Below are 18,500 nucleotides of genomic sequence, written 5' to 3'. Positions count from 1 at the left end.
CGATCAGGGCGGAACCGGTGGGATAGCTCAGCTGGTAGAGCGAGGGTCTCATAATCCCTAGGCCACGGGTTCAAGTCCCGTTCCCACCACCATCAAACACCCCCCGACCATCGTCGGGGGGTGTTTTCCATCCAAAGAATTGGCATTTGCAACCAGATGATCTCCCTGCTACGCTCGATGGAGATGGATGGCGGAGACGCACACGGCTGTGTTGTCGCCGCTTTTCGTTTCACGTACAGTGATATTCATGCCACACCTCATCCTCATTGCCGACTACGGAAGTGACGGTCTCGCTTCCACGGAGGCCATCCTCGCAGTGCGCCGCGCTACAACCACCCCGTTCACGGTGGATCTTGTTGCGACGCGACCATTTAACACCATCCATACCGCATTTCTCCTCGCACAGCTCCACCGCGGTATCCCTGCGGGTCGCGGGGCGGATACGACGTTTTTCCTGAACACTGACCCGCGTACGCAGACCGAAAACGGTGTCGTTGCTGCAGCGGGCGCGCCGCTCGTCATCGCAACACTGGACACGGGCGCACGCGTGGTCACGCCAAACGCCGGCAACTGCTTGTCGCTCGTTCGCGAACGGATCACCGCGCTTGCACTCGCACAGTGTAGCGCAGAGGGAAGCCAGTTTCGATCACGGGACGTATTTCCTGCGGTCGTCGGTGCGGTTATGGATGGCAACGTCGCCGCGGTCACGGGTGCGACGCTCTCTCTTGACCATGTTCCGTTCATGCCGCCGGAGTTCATTGTGCTGCACATTGACAACTACGGCAACGTGAAAACTTCGTTCACGGAACGGGATCGTATCACGCTTGGCATCGCATGGGGCGCGGAGATCGAACTGCAGCTCGGCGCAAAAACGATGCGCGTTCCTGTCGTCGAAAACATCTTCGCAAAATCTGCGGGGTCGCTCGTATTCGCTCCAGGAAGCAGTGGCGATCCGGCGAATCCCGGTTTTGAGCTCTCGCTGCGCTACGCTGGCGATTGTTCCGCATCCGCAGGCGCGGTGTTCGGAAATCCAGAACCCGGAAGTGACTTCGCAGTACGAAAAATCTAAGGACTGAACAGTACTCCCCGTATAGCCCGTCAATACGTAAGAGCGAATTTTGATTGCCAACAGATACAAAAATGACAGCCATGGATGACTGAGAGTAGGACCGACGCCATTGCTGTAAAAGTAGTCCCGCCCCTGTGAAGGGGCGGGACGCTGATGTTTCCGTCATGGGCTTTGCTCGGATCCGTCGCTAGGCAGCGAGTGCGATCCAGACACCCGGCGCATCGCTTCGCTCCCCGAGTACGAGCACCTCTGGGAGCAGGAGGACGAGTTGGTAGAGATTCTCGAGTACATCGGTATCGCCGACAGTCGCTGCAGCCAGGTACGGAACGAGCACACCTCCCTGGATGACGCCGAGCTCCGCAATGCGCTGTTCGAGGGTAGGAACGCGGATCTGCGCTCCCGACGAGAGGGCATTTCCCCACCCGAGCTTTCGTATGGCCGCAACGCCGATGGAAACTCCTACATGTTCCTGCCAGACGTCACGGATGGCTGCGAGGCGATCGTACCCATACCGAGCACTGTACTGTGCTCCAAGGATACCGCCGAGGGTTCCTTGGAGGGATGCGAGGATCTCGTCCCAGAACGTGCTCACGCAATGGTCTTGGTACACCGCGGCGCTCATCCAATCGGGTGGTGGGAACGGACGAGATACGGAAGCCATCACGACGCTCTTCACTGCGCGCCCCATTGCCGTGGCGATGGCGTCTGAAACATGCTCCAGATTCACCGCATCTGCCTGTGCCAGCGGGTATTCACCCGTTGCCGCGATGATGCAGAGCGGCCGCAGTACCCCCATGACCTCGTCGAGGTACCCCGGAAATGGCATGGTGCGGTCGTGAAAATGACTCGCGATGTACTCTCGGATCTGTTTCTCGATACTGCCCATGATGTTCCTCCGTTGGATCGAGCGTGGAAGGTGCGTGTCCGTCACATGATGAACATACCACCAACCTCTGCGCGTGTCCACCACTCATAACCCCGTTCACTCCTCTTACTCTCGATTTCTACGGTTCCCATTGACGAGCGATGCGTGAAGATGAGATGATGATAGCGTTCATCTGAGATTGATCTCGAGGGGTGAACAAGGAGGAGTAAGATGGGAGGTGTCGGTGGAATCTGCTTCACATGTGGGGCCCCACATCCAGGGACGCACTGTGCCGGAGCGGCACGCCTGCGCGACGAGATGGTGGTGAGCCGTTTCGACGGAGGGACTGTCTTCAGGGGCTCGGGGAACTCGCACGTCACGTTCGCCGGAGGTGGCGCGCACATCACCACGGAGGTTCCGAATTTGCGTCTCGGTGATGACGGGACGCGCGAGCTCAAGGACTTCTTGCGGACGGATGTCCCGCTTCGGGGTTACTAGGGCTCTCAAGCGGTCCCGTCTTCAGCACCCCGACAGCATGTCGGGGTGCTTCTCTCAGAAAAAGATTCTAAGATAAGTGGACTTGACACGGTTTCGCGGTTTCGGAAAAAAACTGTATAGGCGCTGTTCGTATCATCAGTGCTCATGAATGCCCCTCCTCGCGATCCACTCCATGGGAAAACGCTCCAGGTGATGCTGGAGTATCTTGTCGAGCATGTGGGGTGGGAGGAGTTGGGGCGGCGGGTTCGGGTGAAGTGTTTTTTGAGTGAGCCCAGCGTGAAGTCGAGCTTGACATTTTTGCGGAAGACGCCGTGGGCGCGGGCGAAGGTGGAGCGGTATTACCTCGATGTGGTGAGGCGTGCGGGGAGGTGAAGGGGTATGGAATCATTCTGGGAGAAACTCGCGCGGCCGATCATGGCACTCGCACCGATGGCGAATGTCACGGACGCGGCGTTTCGGCGTGTCATCGCGCGGTATGGGAAGCCGGATGTGCTGTGGACGGAGTTCTGTTCGGCGGATGGGCTGTGGCACACGCGCGTGAAGCGTGGGGTACCGGATGCGGAGAATCCGCTCATGTTCGACCTCATGTTCAGTGCGAGCGAGCGGCCCATCGTCGCGCAGTTCTTCACGGCGGATCCTGCTATGATGGAGTACGCTGCTGCGGTAGCAGTGGAGCTTGGGTTTGACGGCGTGGATATCAACATGGGGTGTCCGGATCGTACCGTGGAGGCGTGTGGCGCAGGTGCGGCACTCATGAAGAACCCCACGCTCGCGCGCGAGATCATTCGCGCGGCAAAGCGTGGGGCGGGGGGACTGCCCGTCTCCGTGAAGACGCGCATTGGGTACGCGCGCGACGAGGTGGCGACGTGGCTGCCCGCGCTCCTCGCGGAGGATCTCGCCGCGGTGACGCTCCATGCGCGGACGCGGAAGGAGATGTCGCTGGTTCCGGCGCGGTGGGAACATGTTGCGGAAGCCGTGCGGCTGCGCGATGCGTTGGGCGTCTCCACCGTCATCCTCGGAAATGGAGATGTGGACGACCTTGCGGATGCACGGGAACGCGTCATCGCCTCGCATGCCGACGGCGCGATGCTCGGGCGTGCCATCTTTGGGAACCCGTGGTGCTTCAGTCATGATGTGCTCATTGAGGATGTACCACTCGCCGAGCGCTTGCGCGTCATGGTGGAGCACGCGCAACTCTTCGAGCAGATTCTCCCGCACAAGAGCTTCGCCGTCATGCGGCGGCACTTCAAGGCGTATGTTTCCGGCTTCCACGGCGCAGCAGAGCTCCGCGCCGCACTCATGGAAACGGAATCGTCGGCCGAGGTTGCAGCAGTAGTGCGCACTGCCGGATTCTCCCCGGAAGTGTCTCCGCTGAGCACGTAGGATGTTGCTCTCCATGAACGTATGATGAGACGTATACGGCGATCGTGGATGGTGATGGGGAGTGTGTTCGTCCTGTGGGCGAGCTTTGCGCATGATGCGCTTGCATGGCGGCCGCGCCGGCCTCTTTTTCGGAGACCGGGACTTTCTGATGTCGTGTCTACGCCGATCGAACAGTGGGAGTGGTGGCATTACGTTTTGATCGTCCTTCCGATTATCATAGCGATGATCGGAATTGCTGCTCTCGTGTTCGCGGTTGTTTGGTTTGTACGCCGCAAACGTCGGTAGAGAAAAACAGTCGGATGTGATATCTCAAGAAATCGTGTTGGAGAAATCGTGAGAGAACATGGGGCGGCACACCAATACAGGTGACACGGTTTTGTAGACGCCCCAACACATCTATGCGCTCCTCATTTGATCAACTTGTCGCTTGCGCCATGGAGGATATTCCGGAGCAGTTTCGTGTGCGGTTACGGAATGTGGCGGTTGTTATTGAGGTCGCGCCGACCGTGGAGCAGTTGCGGGAGTGCGCGGTGCCGGACGGCGAGACCATGTACGCGTGCTACGAAGGTGTCGCGCAGGTGGATCGCACCATTGACGAGCCGATGCTTCCGGATCGTATTGTTCTGTTCCAGGAGGTGTTGGAACAGGATTTTGGGCATGACCCTGAACTATTGCAGCGCGAGATCGCCCACACGCTCCGCCATGAGATTGCTCACCACTTTGGTACGTCGGATGATACGCTTGAGGAGTTGGGGAAGTATTGAGGTACCCTAGAGACATCTGCGGGACCCGTAGCGGCGTACCTTCAGGTCGCCACCTCCTTCAGAAAACGTGGAAACCTAATGGTTTCCGCTACGATGGAACTCGAGGTGTTGGGGGGGCTGATGATGAGTACGCGGAGAGTGACGGGATGAGACAAGGGAAACCTCTATGCGTGTGCCACAGCGGAAGAGCGAGGCGGAGCGGCGTTCGCGGGAGCGGCGCGATTACGTCATCACCGCAGAGAAAGCGGCGCGACTTCGACGTGAGCTGGAGGACTTGCGTACGCGCAAGCTCCGCGAGGCCGCGGATGAGGCCAACCGCATGGCGGAGATGGGGGATCGGTCGGAGAACGTGGGCTACACGGTGGCCAAGGCGGAGCTCACGCGCATCCAGAATCGCATCCTCTCGCTCCAACATCGCCTGGATCACGCCATCATCATCGAGGACCAGCCCATGGTGCGCGGGCGCGTGAGCATTGGTTCGACGGTGACGATCGAGCGCGACGGCGTTCCGCGGACGTACACCATCCTTGGGTCCTCGGAGACAAACCCCGGGCGCGGACGCATCTCCTACAGTTCACCACTCGGTGCTGCGCTCCTGGGGCGTGCAGCTGGCGACGAGGTGTCCGTCACTATCAACGGAACCGTGAAGCACTACCGCATCGTCGCGGTGACGTAATAGGGAGCGTGCTATACTGAATGCCTATGTCCTTCTTCGAGCTCATCCTCCTCATCATCCTCGGTGGCTTTGTGCTCTACGGGTTGTGGTCCGGGCTCATCCGCGCGGCGGGGACGCTCGTGGGTGTTATCGCGGGCGCGTTCCTCGCCGGCCGGCTCTTTGTGCCCATCGCGGAGTACTTTGGATGGTTGTTTGGTGGAAACGTGAACCTCGCGAAGGTGGTGATCTTCTTTGTGCTTTTCGTGCTCATCAACCGGCTCGTGGGGTTTGGGTTCTACCTCATTGATAAGACATTCCGCATCATCGCGATCATTCCATTTCTCAAGACGATCAATCGGCTCGCGGGTGCGATTTTCGGGTTTCTCGAGGGCGCACTCGTCATCGGTGGCGTCCTGTGGCTCGCGGTACGTTTCCCGATCAGTGTTGGCTTGACGGAGGCCATTGCCGGTTCTGACATTGCACGTTGGCTTGTTGGTGTTGCGAGTATCATCATCCCGCTCCTGCCCGCGATCGTACGCGAACTTGAGAGCGTGCTGACGAGGGAGGTGCTGTAGGGAGTATGCACCCGTTCCTCATTGATGCGCACACGCACATCAACTTCAATGCGTATCACGATGACGCGGCAGAGGTAATTCGGCGCGCGGATGGTGATGGCGTGTGGATGCTTGCGGTCGGATCGCAGATGGATACGTCGCGGCGTGCGGTGGCGTACGCGGAGCAGTACGAGCACATTTGGGCGGTGGTAGGATTGCACCCGATTCACCTCGTGGACACGTTGGTGGATCAGCACGAGGTGGGTGAGGATGCGGAAGGTATCGCGTTTCGGACGCGTAAGGAGGTTTTTGATCTCGACGCGTACCGTGCGCTCGCGCGCCATCCGAAAACCGTGGGGATCGGGGAGTGCGGTATGGATTTCTATCATATCCCTGACGGGCTTGCGCCGCAGGAGGTGCGGCGCACCCAGGAGGACACGTTCCGTCAGCAGATCGCGCTCGCACGCGAGGAGGAGTTGCCGCTCATGGTGCACGTGCGGGATGGCGAGGGTCCCGATGCGTCGGCGCACGAGGAGACCATCCGGATCCTCGGGGATGCGTATGGTGCGTGGGACGGCACGCAGCCGCGCGGGCTCATCCACTGCTACTCCGGAACGTGGGAGCAGGCGCAGCGGTACCTCGATAGGGGATTCAACATTTCATTCACCGGCGTCATCACCTTCCGGCCAACGAAGAAACAGCTCGCCATCCAGGAGGAGCTCATGCGCGTCGTGCGCGATGTGCCAATGGATCGTTTCCATGTGGAGACGGACTGCCCGTACCTCACGCCGGATCCGCATCGCGGCGAGCGTAATGAGCCAGCATACGTGCGACACGTTGCAGAGAAAGTCGCGGAGCAGAAGAAGCTCTCGCTCAACGAGGTCGCGCGTTCGAGCGTTGAGAACACAGAGCGTCTATTCAAAAAGATGCTGGGTTGAGCTGTTTTTTGTTTTCATCGTTGACGGATGAGTCGGCGGCAAGGACAATGGATATTCCACAGCACGTCGCTGTGGACGCATTTTGCGTTTATGGACGACACTGGAAAGAACGATGGGACTTGGACTGCACTCGGGCTCGCGTTTCAGCTGGGGTACCTCGTTGCCATCCCGATTGTTGTTTTCGCGTTCATCGGGCGCACGCTCGATGCGCGGTTTGGGACGTCACCGTGGTTTCTCCTCGGAGGCATCCTCCTCTCGCTCATCGCTTCGAGCATCCTCGTCGTGCGAAAAGCCAAGGACGTGATCGCTGATGGTAAGCACTAGCTTGCTATGGTCATCTCGCTCGCGGCAGAACCGATTGCGCACGTGGGATCGTTCCCGGTGACGAACACGCTCGTCATGGCGGTGTTCGTATCGGTGGTCCTCGTGGTGCTCGGTTCCCGCGCGGGAAAGCGCGTGGCGATGATTCCTGCACGCGGGATGGCACACGTCATGGAAGCGGTGGTGGAGGCACTCCTCGGTTTCATGGATAGTGTGACGCACGACCGCGAGCGATCGCTGAAGTTCTTTCCCTACGTCGCCACGATTTTCCTGTTCGTCATCGTGTCGAACTGGATTGAACTCGTCCCGGGACTTGGTACGATTGGTGTGTGGGGTGAACATCGCGGTGAGAGAATCATCATCCCGTTCATTCGTTCCGCCTCCGCAGACCTCAACGTGACGCTCGCCATCGCGCTGTTCTCCGTGGTGGTGACACAGATTATCGGCGTCACGATGGTGGGCGGCATGGCGCACCTCGGGAAGTTTGTGAACTTTCGGGGGCCGATCGGCTTCTTCGTTGGCATTCTCGAGCTCATCTCCGAGTTTGCGAAAGTCATCTCGTTCTCCTTCCGATTGTTCGGGAACATTTTTGCGGGCGAGGTGCTCCTCATCGTTGTGACGACACTCGTGCCCTACATGATCCCGCTCCCGTTCCTCCTGCTCGAGTTGTTCGTGGGATTCATCCAGGCGCTCGTGTTCGCAGTACTCACCTTGGTCAATTTGAACATGGCTGCGCAGCACCACGCTGCGCACTAACGCACTGAGAGGGTTGGAGCACCGAGAAACGCCCTCGTTTCTCATTCGTCCAGCCGTTCAGTCACGCATCAGGTATGCCGACCGAAGTTGCTCGCGAGGCCGCAACGGGCCTCCTTCAGAATGTTGAGGCAGTGAAGTCGCTCGCTGCTGCGTTCACGATCGCGATTGGTGCGATCGCGCCGGCACTCGCTATCGGTCGCCTCGCTGCAGCGGCGATGGAGGCCATCGGTCGCAATCCGGAGGCCGCGTCAAAGGTGCAGACCGCAATGATCCTCTCCATCGCGTTCGCGGAGGCCATCGCCATCTACGCGCTCGTCATTGCGCTCATCATCAAGTTCGTGTAAGCATGGGCGAGCTGCTCACCAATTTGGGCATTGACTGGCGGCTACTCATCGCGCAGATCGTCAATTTCCTCGTGCTTTTTTTTCTCCTCCGGAAGTTTCTCTACCGTCCGGTGCTGGCCATGCTTGAGAAGCGACGCGCGACGATCGCGGAAGGCGTTGCGAACGCGGAGCGTGCGACAGTTGTCATGGCGGACCTCGCGCAGGAGCGCACGCAGCTCCAGGCCGCAGCGGCAGCAGAGCGGGCCGCGGTGCTCGTCAGAGCAGCGGAGGAGGTAGAGACGCTCCGCAAGACGCGCACGCTGGCCGCAACCGAGGAGGCGAGCGTCATTCTCGCGAACGCGCAGGAGGACGCGGATCGCGTCCACGCCGCGTTGCTCGCGACCGTCCGTGGCGAAATCGGCGACCTCGTGCTCGCCGTCACCGAGAAGACCACCGCGGACGCGCTCACGGCCGCGGAGCACGAGAAGCTCGTGGATGCGGCACTCCGAGAATTGAAAACCGCGACACTGTGACGATCACCGCAACACACTACGCGCGCGCACTCGGGGAGTTCGCGGGAGACGCTGCGAGCTTCGACCGTGCAGTGGGCGATCTCGAAACGTTCGCGGGAATACTTGAACGGGAACCGGCGATTGCGGCATTTTTCTCGCGGAGCGGTGTGTCGAGCGCGCAGCGGGAGCAGGTGATCCGCGGCGTCGTACAGGATCGCGTGAGTACGCACGCGTTCGCGGTCATCCGGATGCTCGTCACACGGCGTGCGTTGTCGCTCCTCCGCGCGATCATCTCGAGCGCGCGCGAGCGTGGCGGCGTAGTGCATGCAATGGTGACGAGTGCCATCCCACTCCGCACGGAGCAACAGGAGCGCATCGTTACACAGCTCCGCGAGCAGCTTGGCGGTGAGGTGCGCGCGGAATTCACCGAGGATCGCGCCATCATCGGCGGTCTGCGCGTGCTCATCAATGACTCGCGTCTTTGGGACGGAACAGTTGCCGGACGATTCCGGAGGATCCGTCGCCACCTCGCGCTCCACACGCGCTAGACCTCTCACATCTTATGAGCCACCAGCTCGTCGAACAACTGAAAGCACAGATCGCCGCATTCACGCCCACCACGACCCCCGAGAATGTCGGGACGGTCATGGATGTTGGTGACGGCGTCGCACGCGTTGCCGGACTCCGTAACGTCATGGCGGCGGAGATGGTGGAGTTCATGCACGAGGGGTCGGGAGATCAGCGGGAACCCACGATGGGCATCGCGTTGAACCTCGGCGACGATGCGGTGGGCTGCGTCATTCTCGGCGAGACCGCAGGGGTGCGCGAGGGCGATCGCGTGCGCGGGACGGGCACCGTCCTCTCCGTTCCGGTCGGCCCGGCGTTCGTTGGTCGCGTTGTTGACCCGCTCGGCAACCCCGTGGATGGGAAGGGGCCGATCGCATCTACGGAGCGGCTTCCCGTTGACCGCGTGGCGCCCGGCGTCATCACGCGCAAGTCCGTGCACCAGCCCGTGGAGACCGGCATCACGGCGATTGACGCGATGATCCCCGTGGGACGCGGGCAGCGGGAGCTCATCATTGGCGACCGACAGACCGGGAAGACCGCCATCGCCATTGACACGATCATCAATCAGAAGGGAAAGGATCTCACCTGCATCTACGTCGCAATCGGTCAGAAGGAGTCCAAGGTAGCAAAACTCGTCGCACGACTTGAAGCAGCCGGTGCGATGGAGTACACGGTTGTCGTCCTTGCCGGCGCATCCGATCCGGCCGCGCTGTGGTACGTCGCGCCATTCTCCGGCTGCGCGATCGGCGAGTGGTTCATGCAGCAGGGTCGCGACGCACTCGTCGTGTACGATGACCTCTCGAAGCACGCGTGGGCGTACCGACAGGTCTCGCTCCTCCTCAAGCGACCGCCCGGACGTGAGGCGTACCCAGGAGACGTGTTCTACCTCCACTCGCGTCTGCTCGAGCGCGCCGCGAAGCTCAGCGACGCGCACGGTGGCGGCTCGCTCACCGCACTACCCATCATCGAGACCCAGGCGGGCGACGTGTCGGCGTATATTCCTACGAACGTCATCTCGATTACGGACGGTCAAATCTACCTCGAGCCGGATCTCTTCTATAAGGGTGTGCGTCCTGCGGTGAACGTCGGGTTGTCCGTGTCCCGTGTGGGATCGGCCGCGCAGCGGAAGGCGATGAAGAAAGTGGCAGGGAAGCTTCGCCTCGAACTCGCGCAGTTCCGTGAACTCGAAGCGTTCTCACAGTTTGCGAGTGAGCTCGACGAGACGACGCGGAAGCAGCTCGAGCGGGGCCAACGGTTGGTGGAGATTCTCAAGCAGGGTCAGTACGCACCGCGTCCGCTCCCACTCCAAGTGGCCTACGTCTACGCCGGAACGCAGGGATTCGCAGATCACATCGCGCTTGCACGCATGCAGGAGTGGATTGCCGGCCTCGTACCGTTTTTCCGCGATACGCGCGCCGGCCTCTGGAAGGCACTCGAGGAGTCCGGCACGCTCGACGACGGACGTGAGGACGAGCTCAAGGCGATGCTCGAGGAGTACGGCGCGCAATGTGAGCGCGCCGCGTAGCAGGTGTTATGGCCGTATCACCCCGACTCATCAGGCGGCGGATTACGTCCGTCCAGAACACGCGAAAGATCACCAGCGCCATGGAGATGGTCGCGGCGGCAAAGATGCGCCGCGCGGTCGCCGCAGCGTTGCAGTCCCGCGCGTACGCGCATCTCGCGTGGGAGATGGTGACATCGCTCACGGGGGTGGTGACAGAAGCGATGCACCCGCTCCTCCGGCAGGCATCAGACGGTGCGCACGCGGATGCCGGCGTGCTGTATATGGTCATGGCATCGGATCGAGGACTCTGCGGCGGGTTCAACGCACAGCTCTTCCGGACACTCCAGCGCGACGTGCGGGAGCGTGCAGAGCAGCGGGTGCAGTTTGTCACCATCGGGAAGAAGGCCGAGCAGTTCATCAAGCGTCAGGGCTGGGAGCTCGTCGCATCGTTCACGGACAAGAGCGTCGCGCCAAAGATTGCAGAGCTCCGTCCGGCCGCGCGGCTTGCCATGGACGCGTTCACGCGCGGGGAGGTGACCAGCGTCCGCATCGCGTTCACGGACTTCATGTCGGCACTCCAACAGCGGCCGATCGTCCGTACACTCCTCCCGCTCCAGCGATTCGCGGAGCTCGGGCCGCAGGCGGGCGTACCGGCAAATGCGGAGCGCGCACCCAGCGCACGCGGTGCCACGACCATCCTCATGGAGCCAAGCCCGCACGCAGTGCTCTCGACGATGCTGCCGCGACTCGTGGAGCTCCAGGTGTACCAGGCGTACCTGGACACCGGCGCATCGGAGCACTCCGCGCGCATGGTGGCCATGCGGAGCGCATCGGATGCGGCATCGGAGATGATTGACGCGCTCTCGCTGTCATTCAACCGCGCGCGGCAGGCCGTCATCACCCAAGAAATTGCAGAAATCAGCGCGGGGAGTGCTGCGCTCGCACACTGAGGGAGATCGCTGCGCAGATAGCACAGATCATGCGCTGATTATAAGGAGGCGGCAACGTTCATACCTATGACAACCATTACGAAAATTCTCGGCCCGGTCGTTGATGTCATCACGGAGGGCGTTCCGCCGGCAATCGGCACCGCGCTCGTGGTGGAGCACGCGGATGGGCGCGTGGTTCTTGAGGTCCAGCAGCAGCTCGGCAGCTCCGAGGTGCGCTGCATTGCCATGCAGACGACGGACGGGCTGCGTCGCGGCATGGAGGTGCGTGACACGGGCGCACCGATCAGTGTACCGGTCGGCAAGGAGACGCTCGGGCGCATGTTCAACGTCATCGGTGAGGTGATTGACGGAAAGGAACCCATCCAGGCAAAAACGACGTGGCCGATCCATCGTCCCGCGCCCGCGTTCATCAAGCAGTCCACGAAAGCGGAAGTGCTGGAGACCGGCATCAAGGTGGTGGACCTCGTGTGTCCCATTCTCAAGGGCGGCAAGGTGGGGCTCTTTGGCGGTGCGGGCGTCGGGAAGACCGTCATTATCATGGAGCTCATCCGCAACATCGCACAGGAGCACGGCGGCGTGTCCGTCTTCGCCGGTGTGGGCGAGCGCACGCGCGAGGGGAACGACCTCTACCACGAGATGCGCGAGTCCGGCGTGCTCGATAAGACGACGCTCGTCTTTGGGCAGATGAATGAACCGCCCGGCGCACGCGCTCGCGTGGCACTCTCCGGTCTCACGATGGCCGAGTACTTCCGCGACGAGGCGAAGCAGGACGTTCTCTTGTTCATAGACAATATCTTTCGATTTACACAGGCCGGCTCCGAGGTGTCCGCGCTCCTCGGCCGCATTCCGTCCGCCGTGGGGTACCAGCCGACACTCGCGCAGGAGATGGGCGAGCTCCAGGAGCGCATCACCTCCACCACGGACGGGTCCATCACCTCCGTGCAGGCCGTGTACGTTCCCGCGGACGACCTCACCGATCCGGCACCAGCGACGACGTTTTCCCACCTGGACTCCACGGTCGTGCTCGCGCGATCGCTCGCGGAGCTCGGCATCTATCCGGCAGTGGACCCGTTGGACTCGACATCCACGATTCTTGATCCAGCGATCGTAGGCACTGAGCACTACGACGTCACACGCGGCGTCCAGCGCGTCCTCCAGCGCTACAAGGACCTCCAGGACATCATCGCAATTCTCGGCATGGAGGAGCTCTCCGAGGAGGACAAGCGGACCGTGTCCCGCGCGCGCAAGGTGCAGAAGTTCCTCTCCCAGCCGTTCTTCGTGGCCGAGACGTTCACGGGCACGCCCGGCGCATACGTGAAGCGCGAGGACACGGTCAAGGGATTCAAGATGATCCTCAACGGCGATCTCGACGACGTCCCCGAGCAGCAGTTCTACATGAAGGGCGGGATCGGGGAGGTACGCGCATAGTGAGCTAGGGGATAGTAAGCTAGGGAGTAGTGGTATCAGGATGAGCGTTTCACAAAGGGAAGAGCACTCGTCACGAGGGACGAGTGCTCCGGTGTTGCTTGGTGCGTGAGCACCGAAGGAGGTTGAGGCGGGGCAGGAGGCGCGCGCCGTCGTTATGCACTTGGAGAGCCGCCACCATTTACGGACTCGCGGTTGTGCCGACGACTATTCGCGGAGAGGCGCAGTGCGGTTTTGGGCCCGTCGCACTGCTGGTGTTGCCTTTCGAGGGCTTCCTCCCTGCGTGACGCGCCACCATCTGCCCGGCCTCTGCAGTTGTAGGGATGTTGCGGTGTGGAGAGGGGCTTAGCAAACGCCCCTCCGGCGTCTACAACTTGAGGGGTTCAGCAAACACCCCACGACACCTCTGGTCCACACCACAACTATATACGATAGCACGGTTTTGCTCCAATGTCAAGTGGGTCAGAATAAAATGGCTCCATTGAGCACAGAATGTGACCTAAACGCTTGCAGCTTGCAGCTGTCGGCCTGCAGCTTATGATGACGCTCTCCATCATCACACCCGAGAAAACGGTGTACGACGCGGCGATTGATCAGGTGACCCTCCAGACCACGGAGGGGGAGATCACCGTGCTTCCGCATCACATTCCCTATGTGGCGGAGCTCAAGCCAGGTGAGTTGCGCATCGTTCGCGATGGAAAAGAGGAGCCGATGGTCATCGCCGGTGGGTTCATTGAAGTGCTCCCGGGGGATTCGGGAGCGACGGGTGGGCGCATTGCGATTCTCGCAGACGAGGCCATCCGCGTGGAGGAATTGGATATCGTTGCCATCGAAGCGGCGCGTGAGCGTGCGCGCCAGGCACTCGCGGAGAAGCGCTTTGCAGACGACACCGCGTTTGCCGCGACGGCCGCCGCGCTCGAGCGCGAGCTCGCCAAGCACCGCGTTGCGTTGAAGTATAGGAAGCGGGGGTAGCGGGGTTTCGCTTCGTGGTGCATTAATACATTGATACACTGAGATGGACTATGGATAGAGTACCCTTCAAACTCCATACTGGTGTCATTGCGAGGAGTCCTCGACGCGGCAATCCCGTTCAACCAAGTGGCCGGGATTGCCACGCCTCACGGATTCGGCTCGCAATGACAAGCGTTGTGTTGGGTGTACTCGTGTTTGTCGGTGCGGGGTGCGGGAGTGCGGTGCCACCAACCGCGACCGCACCGGCTCCGGAGGTTCCCCCAACGGCGACGTGGGTTCCGATCACCATTACAACGCCGGAGCGCGATGCGTTTGTCGCGAGCCCCATTGTAGCGAGCGGCTTGGGAATCGCATTTGAGAATACGATTGCGCTCCGCGTGGTGGACATGCATGGAAAAACGCTCGCGCGGACGTTCACGACGGCGTACGCACCGGAGTACACCGCACCCGGGCCGTGGGATGCGACGATTGCGTACACGTCGCCGACGACGGACACCGGCTACCTCGAAGCGTATGAATCCTCAGCCAAGGACGGACGCGAGCTCCATCTCGTTCGCGTACCGATCCGTTTCAGTGATGCCATCGTATCTATGTCAGCAGCAGTACTCCCGACCGTAACCCTCCGCACGAACTACGGCAGCATCGAGATCGAGCTCTACGCAGATGATGCGCCGAAGACCGTCGCGAACTTCCTCACGCTCGCGCGCGCGGGCTTCTACAACGGAACGCAGTTCCACCGTGTGATTCCCGACTTCATGATCCAGGGTGGCGACCCGCTCACGCGGACGCAGCCAGATGACTTCCGTATGCACGGTACCGGCGGACCGGGAGAAATGTTCGCGGATGAGATCAATGCGCGGAAGATCGTGCGGGGCACGCTCGCCATGGCGAACAGCGGCCCGGACACGAACGGGAGCCAGTTCTTTATTGTCACCGCCGACGCAACGCCGTGGCTCGACGGTAAGCATACGGTGTTCGGTCGCGTCGTTGTGGGTATGGAAGTGGTGGATACGATCGAGCAAGTCGAGCGCGATCAGCGCGACCATCCGGTGGATAAGGTAATCGTAGAAATGATGATCGTCGAATGAATCCTCCTCGTCATTTCGACCGAGTGAGTCCGCAATCCTCCCCCTTCCGTCATTTCGACCGACCGAGTTTTCGAGGGAGTGGAGAAATCTCATCCAACAGTACAAGCACCATCCTACTGCTCAACAAGATTTCTCGACTTCGCTCCCGCTCCGCTCGAAATGACGGAAGTGGACCCAAAATGACGCATCTTTTTACGCTCCCGAACTATGTTTCTTACGGTGCACGCAACCGCAGGCGCGGCCGTTGGCGCGCTCACGGGCAACCCGATTCTCGGGTTTCTCTTTGGGGTGATCTCGCACTTCACACTCGATATCATTCCGCATGGTGATGAGAACCTCGCGCCGCCGTGCGCGGGTGCGACGTGCACGCACCGTGAGGAGGTGCGGTTCCTCATACGATTGGCGTGCGTGGATGGCGTGATCATGCTCGGCGTGCTCGCGTGGCTCCTCATGCCATGGGTGACGTTGCCGACGTGGTCGGTGCTCGCCGGTATCGTTGGCGGGGTGTTGCCGGATGTGGGACAGGGCCTAGGTGCGTTGCTTCCGCGCGTGCGTCCACTTGCGGAGTTCAAGCGTATCCACGATTGGATTCACGTGGACATCATTCGTTTTGAGACACCGTTTGCACTGGGGATGGTGACACAATTCGCGGCACTCTCATTTTTCATCGGGGTCTTTCGTGTCCTCCTGTGAACATCCGCACCATTCGGGTCCACGTGCAGCCGAACGCGAAGCGCGGGAGCGTGGAGCACGTCTCCGGCAACGAGTACCGCGCGTGGGTTGATGCGCCGCCTGCGGACGGCAAGGCGAACGAGCGACTCATCGCGCTTCTCGCGGAGCACCTCGGGTGCAAGCGTTGGCAACTCTCGATCATGCGCGGCGCACTCGGACGCGAGAAAATCGTACGCATCGAAAACCACCGACCCGCTTAGTAGATCGGTGGTTTCGAGATAAAGTCCGGTGTGGGGTAGCGCGTGGGATCAATGGTGCGTTCGAAGCAGTGTCGGCCCTGCGCGTGCTGCCAGTACTGTGCGGTAACGTCTCCGTACACGCTGCGTGGGAGCTGCGGAGTGGGAGTAGCGCTCGTGAGTGTATCGGTCGTGAATGTCCCACAGAGCGAGAACGAGAGATCGCCGCGCACCTCGTACTCGTACGATGCGCCGGTCTCCGGATCAATGGGCAGCGCGTACCCGCGGATGGGGTCGTTGAGGTCTTCGAGTCGCGCGGGGCGCACGCGGCGGAGATCCCAGTACGCGACGATTTCTTGCTGGATGCTCATGAGGTGGTTTGCGCGCTGCTCATCAATCTTTACACTCCGCGCGGAGCGTGGGGCACCGGCAACGGTGAATCCTGCGACGAGCGCGACGCTGATGACGACGAGTGCACCGATGCCCACACCGTGCATCGTCCGATGGAGTGCTGGTTTTGTGTCGCGGTGAAGTTCCGCGCGCTCGTACCACAGCACGACGGCGGCGATGACGAGGATCGCAATGGCCTTGAGGCCAAAGCGCAACGTGAGTTCACCATCGAGGAACCGGTTGATGACTGCGACGAGATCACCCGCGAGGATGAGTGCGGCGATGGCGATCGTGAAGTACCCGAGCCATCGGCGTGACCGAAGCTCGCGGACCGCCTCAGACGTATCAACGAGCCGGTGGAGTGCTCGCCGCGCCCATGCGTGGATTGGAACAAAGACAATGAGCATCGCAATCGCGTGGCGCAGCGGGCTCATGTACTCGATCGGGTTGCGATACGCATCCGCCGCGACATCCGAAATCCACGCGTTGATGAGCTGGTGGAGGAGGATCCCCACCTCAACGGCAATAACGTAGAGCGTGACAATGACGAAGAGCTGGAGGACGACTTCCTTGGGCCCGGGCTTACTGGTGGTGGTCATAGGGTGCTGAAGAATAATGAAGAGTAGAGAGAGATGACGCGCGCGACCTTGGATGGCCGGGATTGCTTCAGTCGCGGATTCCGACGTTGCGAGATGGAAGCAAGCCGGAATCCCGAGCTTGCCTCGGGACTCCCTCGCAATGACACCAGATCAAAGCTCCACAACGACCGCGGGGCGCGCGCCGAGCGCCACAAGCCGACGCACCGCATCATCCCAGACGAGACCCGACTGCCGCGTGCCCGAGCTCCAATAGCCACCCGCGCAACCACCCGACACGCGGGAGTCGAGATTCCAGGCCCAACGGGAGTCATCGGGTTGGGTGCTCCACATATCAAAGCCGTGGACTCGGGGATCACCGTACTGTGCGGTGCGCTCTGTGGGGGCGAGCGGAGCACGGGCTTCGGTCTCCTTGCGCTGGATGAGGAGGTGCTCCAGGGTGGTGAAGCCGGTGAGCGTGGGGAGGTTCCAGTCCGTGGCGCGCTGTGTGAGGATGGTCTCACACTGGGGGAAGGTCTGGTTTCTCGTCTCGGGGAGGATGCCATCCTTGCGGTAGAGGAGGAGGTAGGGGCGGGTACGTTGGGGGACGGTTCTCGTGTGGGGAGGGTCGGTATTCTCGATGGGGGTGGTTTCCGGTGGGAGGGTGGGGGTTTTGAGGGTTTCGCCTCTGAGGTAGGGAGCGGCGTACTGGCCATCGGGGTCATTGGTGGGGAGTCCTGGGACAGGATGAGCGCCATCGGCGTTGGAGCAGGTGTTCAGGAGGTGATTCGTGGTGTCCTCGAGGGTTTCCGGGTGCTCGGGGGTGGGGGTGATGCCTTGGGTTTTGGCATCGGGGAGGAGGATCGCGCTCGTGAAGCCGTGCTCGATAGCGGTTTTGATGGTTTCGCGCTGCTCGGGGGTAAGGCGGAGGCCTGTGGGGAACTCTTCTTCTAGGGAGGATACCCAGGATGGTGGGGCTTTGTCCTGGAGGAAGGTGAGGGAGGAGTCGAGGATTTCTTGGAGATCGAGGGTGATCTCGCGCTCTGCCTCAAAGGAGGAGGCGGAGTCCTCATGGGGGAGGACGGTTGCGGTGATGGGGAGGGAGAAGGATTCGGATTCGGGGATGGTTCCCGTGCGGTATGCCTCGGAGAGGGCGTGGGAGAGGGTGGTGAGGTGGGTGATGCTCGGGAGGTCGCGGGGGGTGGCGGTGGTGCGGAGGGAGGCGACGGCGGTTTCCACCTCATCAATGTTCGTGAGGGGTCCTTGGTATCCGAGGGAGCGGAAGTGGTCTCGGATTTGCTGTTCGAGGTTGCGGACGTAGGAACGGACCTCGCGGGGGAGGTTTTCCCTGGCAATGTGGGAGCGGGGGGATTCGGAGGGGGGACGTTCGGACATAATGGATCTTCTCTCTCCGCGGCTGGCGCGTGAGCGTCAAAGATTGTAGCGGAGGTCTTTAGACCTCCATCCGAGGGTGTGGGCGACT

The 18,500-nt window shown here is 61.2% G+C and carries 23 protein-coding genes and 1 tRNA gene; 21 read left to right on the top strand and 3 right to left on the bottom strand.

Translation table 11 applies throughout. The features are described 5' to 3' along the window. The first annotated feature begins 16 nt into the window (after positions 1-16). Positions 17-92 (top strand) — tRNA-Met (locus Q7S96_00835). A gap of 155 nt (positions 93-247) precedes the next feature. Continuing rightward, on the top strand, positions 248-1,069 hold the full coding sequence (locus Q7S96_00830; GenBank protein ID MDO8462806.1) for an SAM-dependent chlorinase/fluorinase: 822 nt from the start codon (positions 248-250) through the stop codon (positions 1,067-1,069). A gap of 187 nt (positions 1,070-1,256) precedes the next feature. On the opposite strand, the gene Q7S96_00825 is transcribed toward Q7S96_00830, so the two are convergent. Next, entirely contained in the window at positions 1,257-1,955 is a 699-nt protein-coding gene (locus Q7S96_00825) for a hypothetical protein (GenBank protein ID MDO8462805.1), read from the bottom strand. Positions 1,956-2,252: 297 nt separating this feature from the next. Between Q7S96_00825 and Q7S96_00820 the strand changes: the two genes are divergently transcribed. From Q7S96_00820 to Q7S96_00730, 19 genes are all read left to right on the top strand, one after another. Next, positions 2,253-2,432 (top strand): hypothetical protein, encoded by a 180-nt coding sequence (locus Q7S96_00820; protein MDO8462804.1) that lies wholly within the window; start codon positions 2,253-2,255, stop codon positions 2,430-2,432. 144 nt (positions 2,433-2,576) lie between these two features. Further along, positions 2,577-2,804 carry a VF530 family protein gene (locus Q7S96_00815; protein MDO8462803.1) on the top strand — a complete coding sequence of 76 codons (228 nt, stop codon included), beginning with the start codon at positions 2,577-2,579 and terminating at the stop codon, positions 2,802-2,804. Between the two features lie 6 nt (positions 2,805-2,810). Next, positions 2,811-3,815 (top strand): tRNA-dihydrouridine synthase, encoded by a 1,005-nt coding sequence (locus Q7S96_00810; protein MDO8462802.1) that lies wholly within the window; start codon positions 2,811-2,813, stop codon positions 3,813-3,815. Positions 3,816-4,213: 398 nt separating this feature from the next. After that, the gene (locus tag Q7S96_00805; protein ID MDO8462801.1) at positions 4,214-4,579 is read left to right on the top strand and encodes a metallopeptidase family protein; all 366 of its coding nucleotides are present in this window, start codon (positions 4,214-4,216) and stop codon (positions 4,577-4,579) included. A 166-nt stretch (positions 4,580-4,745) separates the two neighbouring features. After that, on the top strand, positions 4,746-5,255 hold the full coding sequence (locus Q7S96_00800; protein ID MDO8462800.1) for a GreA/GreB family elongation factor: 510 nt from the start codon (positions 4,746-4,748) through the stop codon (positions 5,253-5,255). 26 nt (positions 5,256-5,281) lie between these two features. After that, positions 5,282-5,809, top strand: a complete 528-nt coding sequence (locus Q7S96_00795; GenBank protein ID MDO8462799.1) for a CvpA family protein — start codon at positions 5,282-5,284, stop codon at positions 5,807-5,809. A 5-nt stretch (positions 5,810-5,814) separates the two neighbouring features. Then, a complete protein-coding gene (locus Q7S96_00790; GenBank protein ID MDO8462798.1) occupies positions 5,815-6,726 on the top strand; it encodes a TatD family hydrolase in 912 nt (303 codons plus the stop codon). Between the two features lie 90 nt (positions 6,727-6,816). Further along, complete coding sequence (locus Q7S96_00785; protein MDO8462797.1) at positions 6,817-7,050, top strand: AtpZ/AtpI family protein; 234 nt, start codon at positions 6,817-6,819, stop codon at positions 7,048-7,050. A gap of 6 nt (positions 7,051-7,056) precedes the next feature. Further along, on the top strand, positions 7,057-7,803 hold the full coding sequence (gene atpB, locus Q7S96_00780) for a F0F1 ATP synthase subunit A (protein ID MDO8462796.1): 747 nt from the start codon (positions 7,057-7,059) through the stop codon (positions 7,801-7,803). A gap of 74 nt (positions 7,804-7,877) precedes the next feature. Then, a complete protein-coding gene (gene atpE / locus Q7S96_00775) occupies positions 7,878-8,147 on the top strand; it encodes an ATP synthase F0 subunit C (GenBank protein MDO8462795.1) in 270 nt (89 codons plus the stop codon). Between the two features lie 2 nt (positions 8,148-8,149). After that, a complete protein-coding gene (atpF, locus tag Q7S96_00770) occupies positions 8,150-8,659 on the top strand; it encodes a F0F1 ATP synthase subunit B (GenBank protein ID MDO8462794.1) in 510 nt (169 codons plus the stop codon). After that, positions 8,656-9,186: an ATP synthase F1 subunit delta gene (gene atpH / locus Q7S96_00765; protein ID MDO8462793.1), complete on the top strand. Its 531-nt coding sequence runs from the start codon at positions 8,656-8,658 to the stop codon at positions 9,184-9,186. Before atpF ends, atpH begins: the two co-directional genes overlap by 4 nt. Before the next feature lie 14 nt (positions 9,187-9,200). Further along, positions 9,201-10,730: a F0F1 ATP synthase subunit alpha gene (atpA, locus tag Q7S96_00760; GenBank protein MDO8462792.1), complete on the top strand. Its 1,530-nt coding sequence runs from the start codon at positions 9,201-9,203 to the stop codon at positions 10,728-10,730. A gap of 8 nt (positions 10,731-10,738) precedes the next feature. Beyond that, positions 10,739-11,659: an ATP synthase F1 subunit gamma gene (atpG, locus tag Q7S96_00755; GenBank protein ID MDO8462791.1), complete on the top strand. Its 921-nt coding sequence runs from the start codon at positions 10,739-10,741 to the stop codon at positions 11,657-11,659. A gap of 66 nt (positions 11,660-11,725) precedes the next feature. Then, on the top strand, positions 11,726-13,087 hold the full coding sequence (atpD, locus tag Q7S96_00750) for a F0F1 ATP synthase subunit beta (GenBank protein MDO8462790.1): 1,362 nt from the start codon (positions 11,726-11,728) through the stop codon (positions 13,085-13,087). Between the two features lie 534 nt (positions 13,088-13,621). Continuing rightward, positions 13,622-14,056, top strand: a complete 435-nt coding sequence (gene atpC, locus Q7S96_00745) for an ATP synthase F1 subunit epsilon (GenBank protein MDO8462789.1) — start codon at positions 13,622-13,624, stop codon at positions 14,054-14,056. Between the two features lie 164 nt (positions 14,057-14,220). Next, on the top strand, positions 14,221-15,144 hold the full coding sequence (locus Q7S96_00740; GenBank protein MDO8462788.1) for a peptidylprolyl isomerase: 924 nt from the start codon (positions 14,221-14,223) through the stop codon (positions 15,142-15,144). Positions 15,145-15,351: 207 nt separating this feature from the next. Further along, positions 15,352-15,837, top strand: a complete 486-nt coding sequence (locus Q7S96_00735) for a hypothetical protein (GenBank protein MDO8462787.1) — start codon at positions 15,352-15,354, stop codon at positions 15,835-15,837. Next, complete coding sequence (locus Q7S96_00730; protein ID MDO8462786.1) at positions 15,834-16,076, top strand: DUF167 domain-containing protein; 243 nt, start codon at positions 15,834-15,836, stop codon at positions 16,074-16,076. The genes Q7S96_00735 and Q7S96_00730 overlap by 4 nt, the downstream gene beginning before the upstream one ends. Here the strand turns inward: Q7S96_00730 and Q7S96_00725 are convergent. Together Q7S96_00725 and Q7S96_00720 are read right to left on the bottom strand one after the other, a co-directional pair. Next, positions 16,073-17,041 (bottom strand): DUF5671 domain-containing protein, encoded by a 969-nt coding sequence (locus Q7S96_00725; GenBank protein ID MDO8462785.1) that lies wholly within the window; start codon positions 17,039-17,041, stop codon positions 16,073-16,075. The genes Q7S96_00730 and Q7S96_00725 overlap by 4 nt on opposite strands. A 150-nt stretch (positions 17,042-17,191) precedes the next feature. Next, a complete protein-coding gene (locus tag Q7S96_00720) occupies positions 17,192-18,412 on the bottom strand; it encodes a hypothetical protein (protein ID MDO8462784.1) in 1,221 nt (406 codons plus the stop codon). Positions 18,413-18,500 lie beyond the last annotated feature (88 nt).

The organism is bacterium (assembly GCA_030647005.1).
GTDB lineage: Bacteria > Patescibacteriota > Patescibacteriia > JACPHY01 > JACPHY01 > JAUSKG01.
Note: the sequence above shows the minus strand (reverse complement) of the source record. Positions and strands in the feature narration are given on the sequence as shown.

Excerpts from the sequence above, each read along its gene's own strand:
- atpG (MDO8462791.1), top strand. The coding sequence starts at position 10,739 with ATGGCCGTATCACCCCGACTCATCAGGCGGCGGATTACGTCCGTCCAG.
- Q7S96_00830 (MDO8462806.1), top strand. The coding sequence starts at position 248 with ATGCCACACCTCATCCTCATTGCCGACTACGGAAGTGACGGTCTCGCT.
- Q7S96_00790 (MDO8462798.1), top strand. The coding sequence starts at position 5,815 with ATGCACCCGTTCCTCATTGATGCGCACACGCACATCAACTTCAATGCG.
- Q7S96_00720 (MDO8462784.1), bottom strand. The coding sequence starts at position 18,412 with ATGTCCGAACGTCCCCCCTCCGAATCCCCCCGCTCCCACATTGCCAGG.
- Q7S96_00825 (MDO8462805.1), bottom strand. The coding sequence starts at position 1,955 with ATGGGCAGTATCGAGAAACAGATCCGAGAGTACATCGCGAGTCATTTT.
- Q7S96_00815 (MDO8462803.1), top strand. The coding sequence starts at position 2,577 with ATGAATGCCCCTCCTCGCGATCCACTCCATGGGAAAACGCTCCAGGTG.
- atpD (MDO8462790.1), top strand. The coding sequence starts at position 11,726 with ATGACAACCATTACGAAAATTCTCGGCCCGGTCGTTGATGTCATCACG.
- Q7S96_00795 (MDO8462799.1), top strand. The coding sequence starts at position 5,282 with ATGTCCTTCTTCGAGCTCATCCTCCTCATCATCCTCGGTGGCTTTGTG.
- Q7S96_00800 (MDO8462800.1), top strand. The coding sequence starts at position 4,746 with ATGCGTGTGCCACAGCGGAAGAGCGAGGCGGAGCGGCGTTCGCGGGAG.
- Q7S96_00805 (MDO8462801.1), top strand. The coding sequence starts at position 4,214 with ATGCGCTCCTCATTTGATCAACTTGTCGCTTGCGCCATGGAGGATATT.
- atpF (MDO8462794.1), top strand. The coding sequence starts at position 8,150 with ATGGGCGAGCTGCTCACCAATTTGGGCATTGACTGGCGGCTACTCATC.
- atpE (MDO8462795.1), top strand. The coding sequence starts at position 7,878 with ATGCCGACCGAAGTTGCTCGCGAGGCCGCAACGGGCCTCCTTCAGAAT.
- atpA (MDO8462792.1), top strand. The coding sequence starts at position 9,201 with ATGAGCCACCAGCTCGTCGAACAACTGAAAGCACAGATCGCCGCATTC.
- Q7S96_00810 (MDO8462802.1), top strand. The coding sequence starts at position 2,811 with ATGGAATCATTCTGGGAGAAACTCGCGCGGCCGATCATGGCACTCGCA.
- Q7S96_00740 (MDO8462788.1), top strand. The coding sequence starts at position 14,221 with ATGACAAGCGTTGTGTTGGGTGTACTCGTGTTTGTCGGTGCGGGGTGC.
- atpB (MDO8462796.1), top strand. The coding sequence starts at position 7,057 with ATGGTCATCTCGCTCGCGGCAGAACCGATTGCGCACGTGGGATCGTTC.
- atpC (MDO8462789.1), top strand. The coding sequence starts at position 13,622 with ATGATGACGCTCTCCATCATCACACCCGAGAAAACGGTGTACGACGCG.
- Q7S96_00735 (MDO8462787.1), top strand. The coding sequence starts at position 15,352 with ATGTTTCTTACGGTGCACGCAACCGCAGGCGCGGCCGTTGGCGCGCTC.
- Q7S96_00820 (MDO8462804.1), top strand. The coding sequence starts at position 2,253 with ATGGTGGTGAGCCGTTTCGACGGAGGGACTGTCTTCAGGGGCTCGGGG.
- Q7S96_00725 (MDO8462785.1), bottom strand. The coding sequence starts at position 17,041 with ATGACCACCACCAGTAAGCCCGGGCCCAAGGAAGTCGTCCTCCAGCTC.
- Q7S96_00785 (MDO8462797.1), top strand. The coding sequence starts at position 6,817 with ATGGACGACACTGGAAAGAACGATGGGACTTGGACTGCACTCGGGCTC.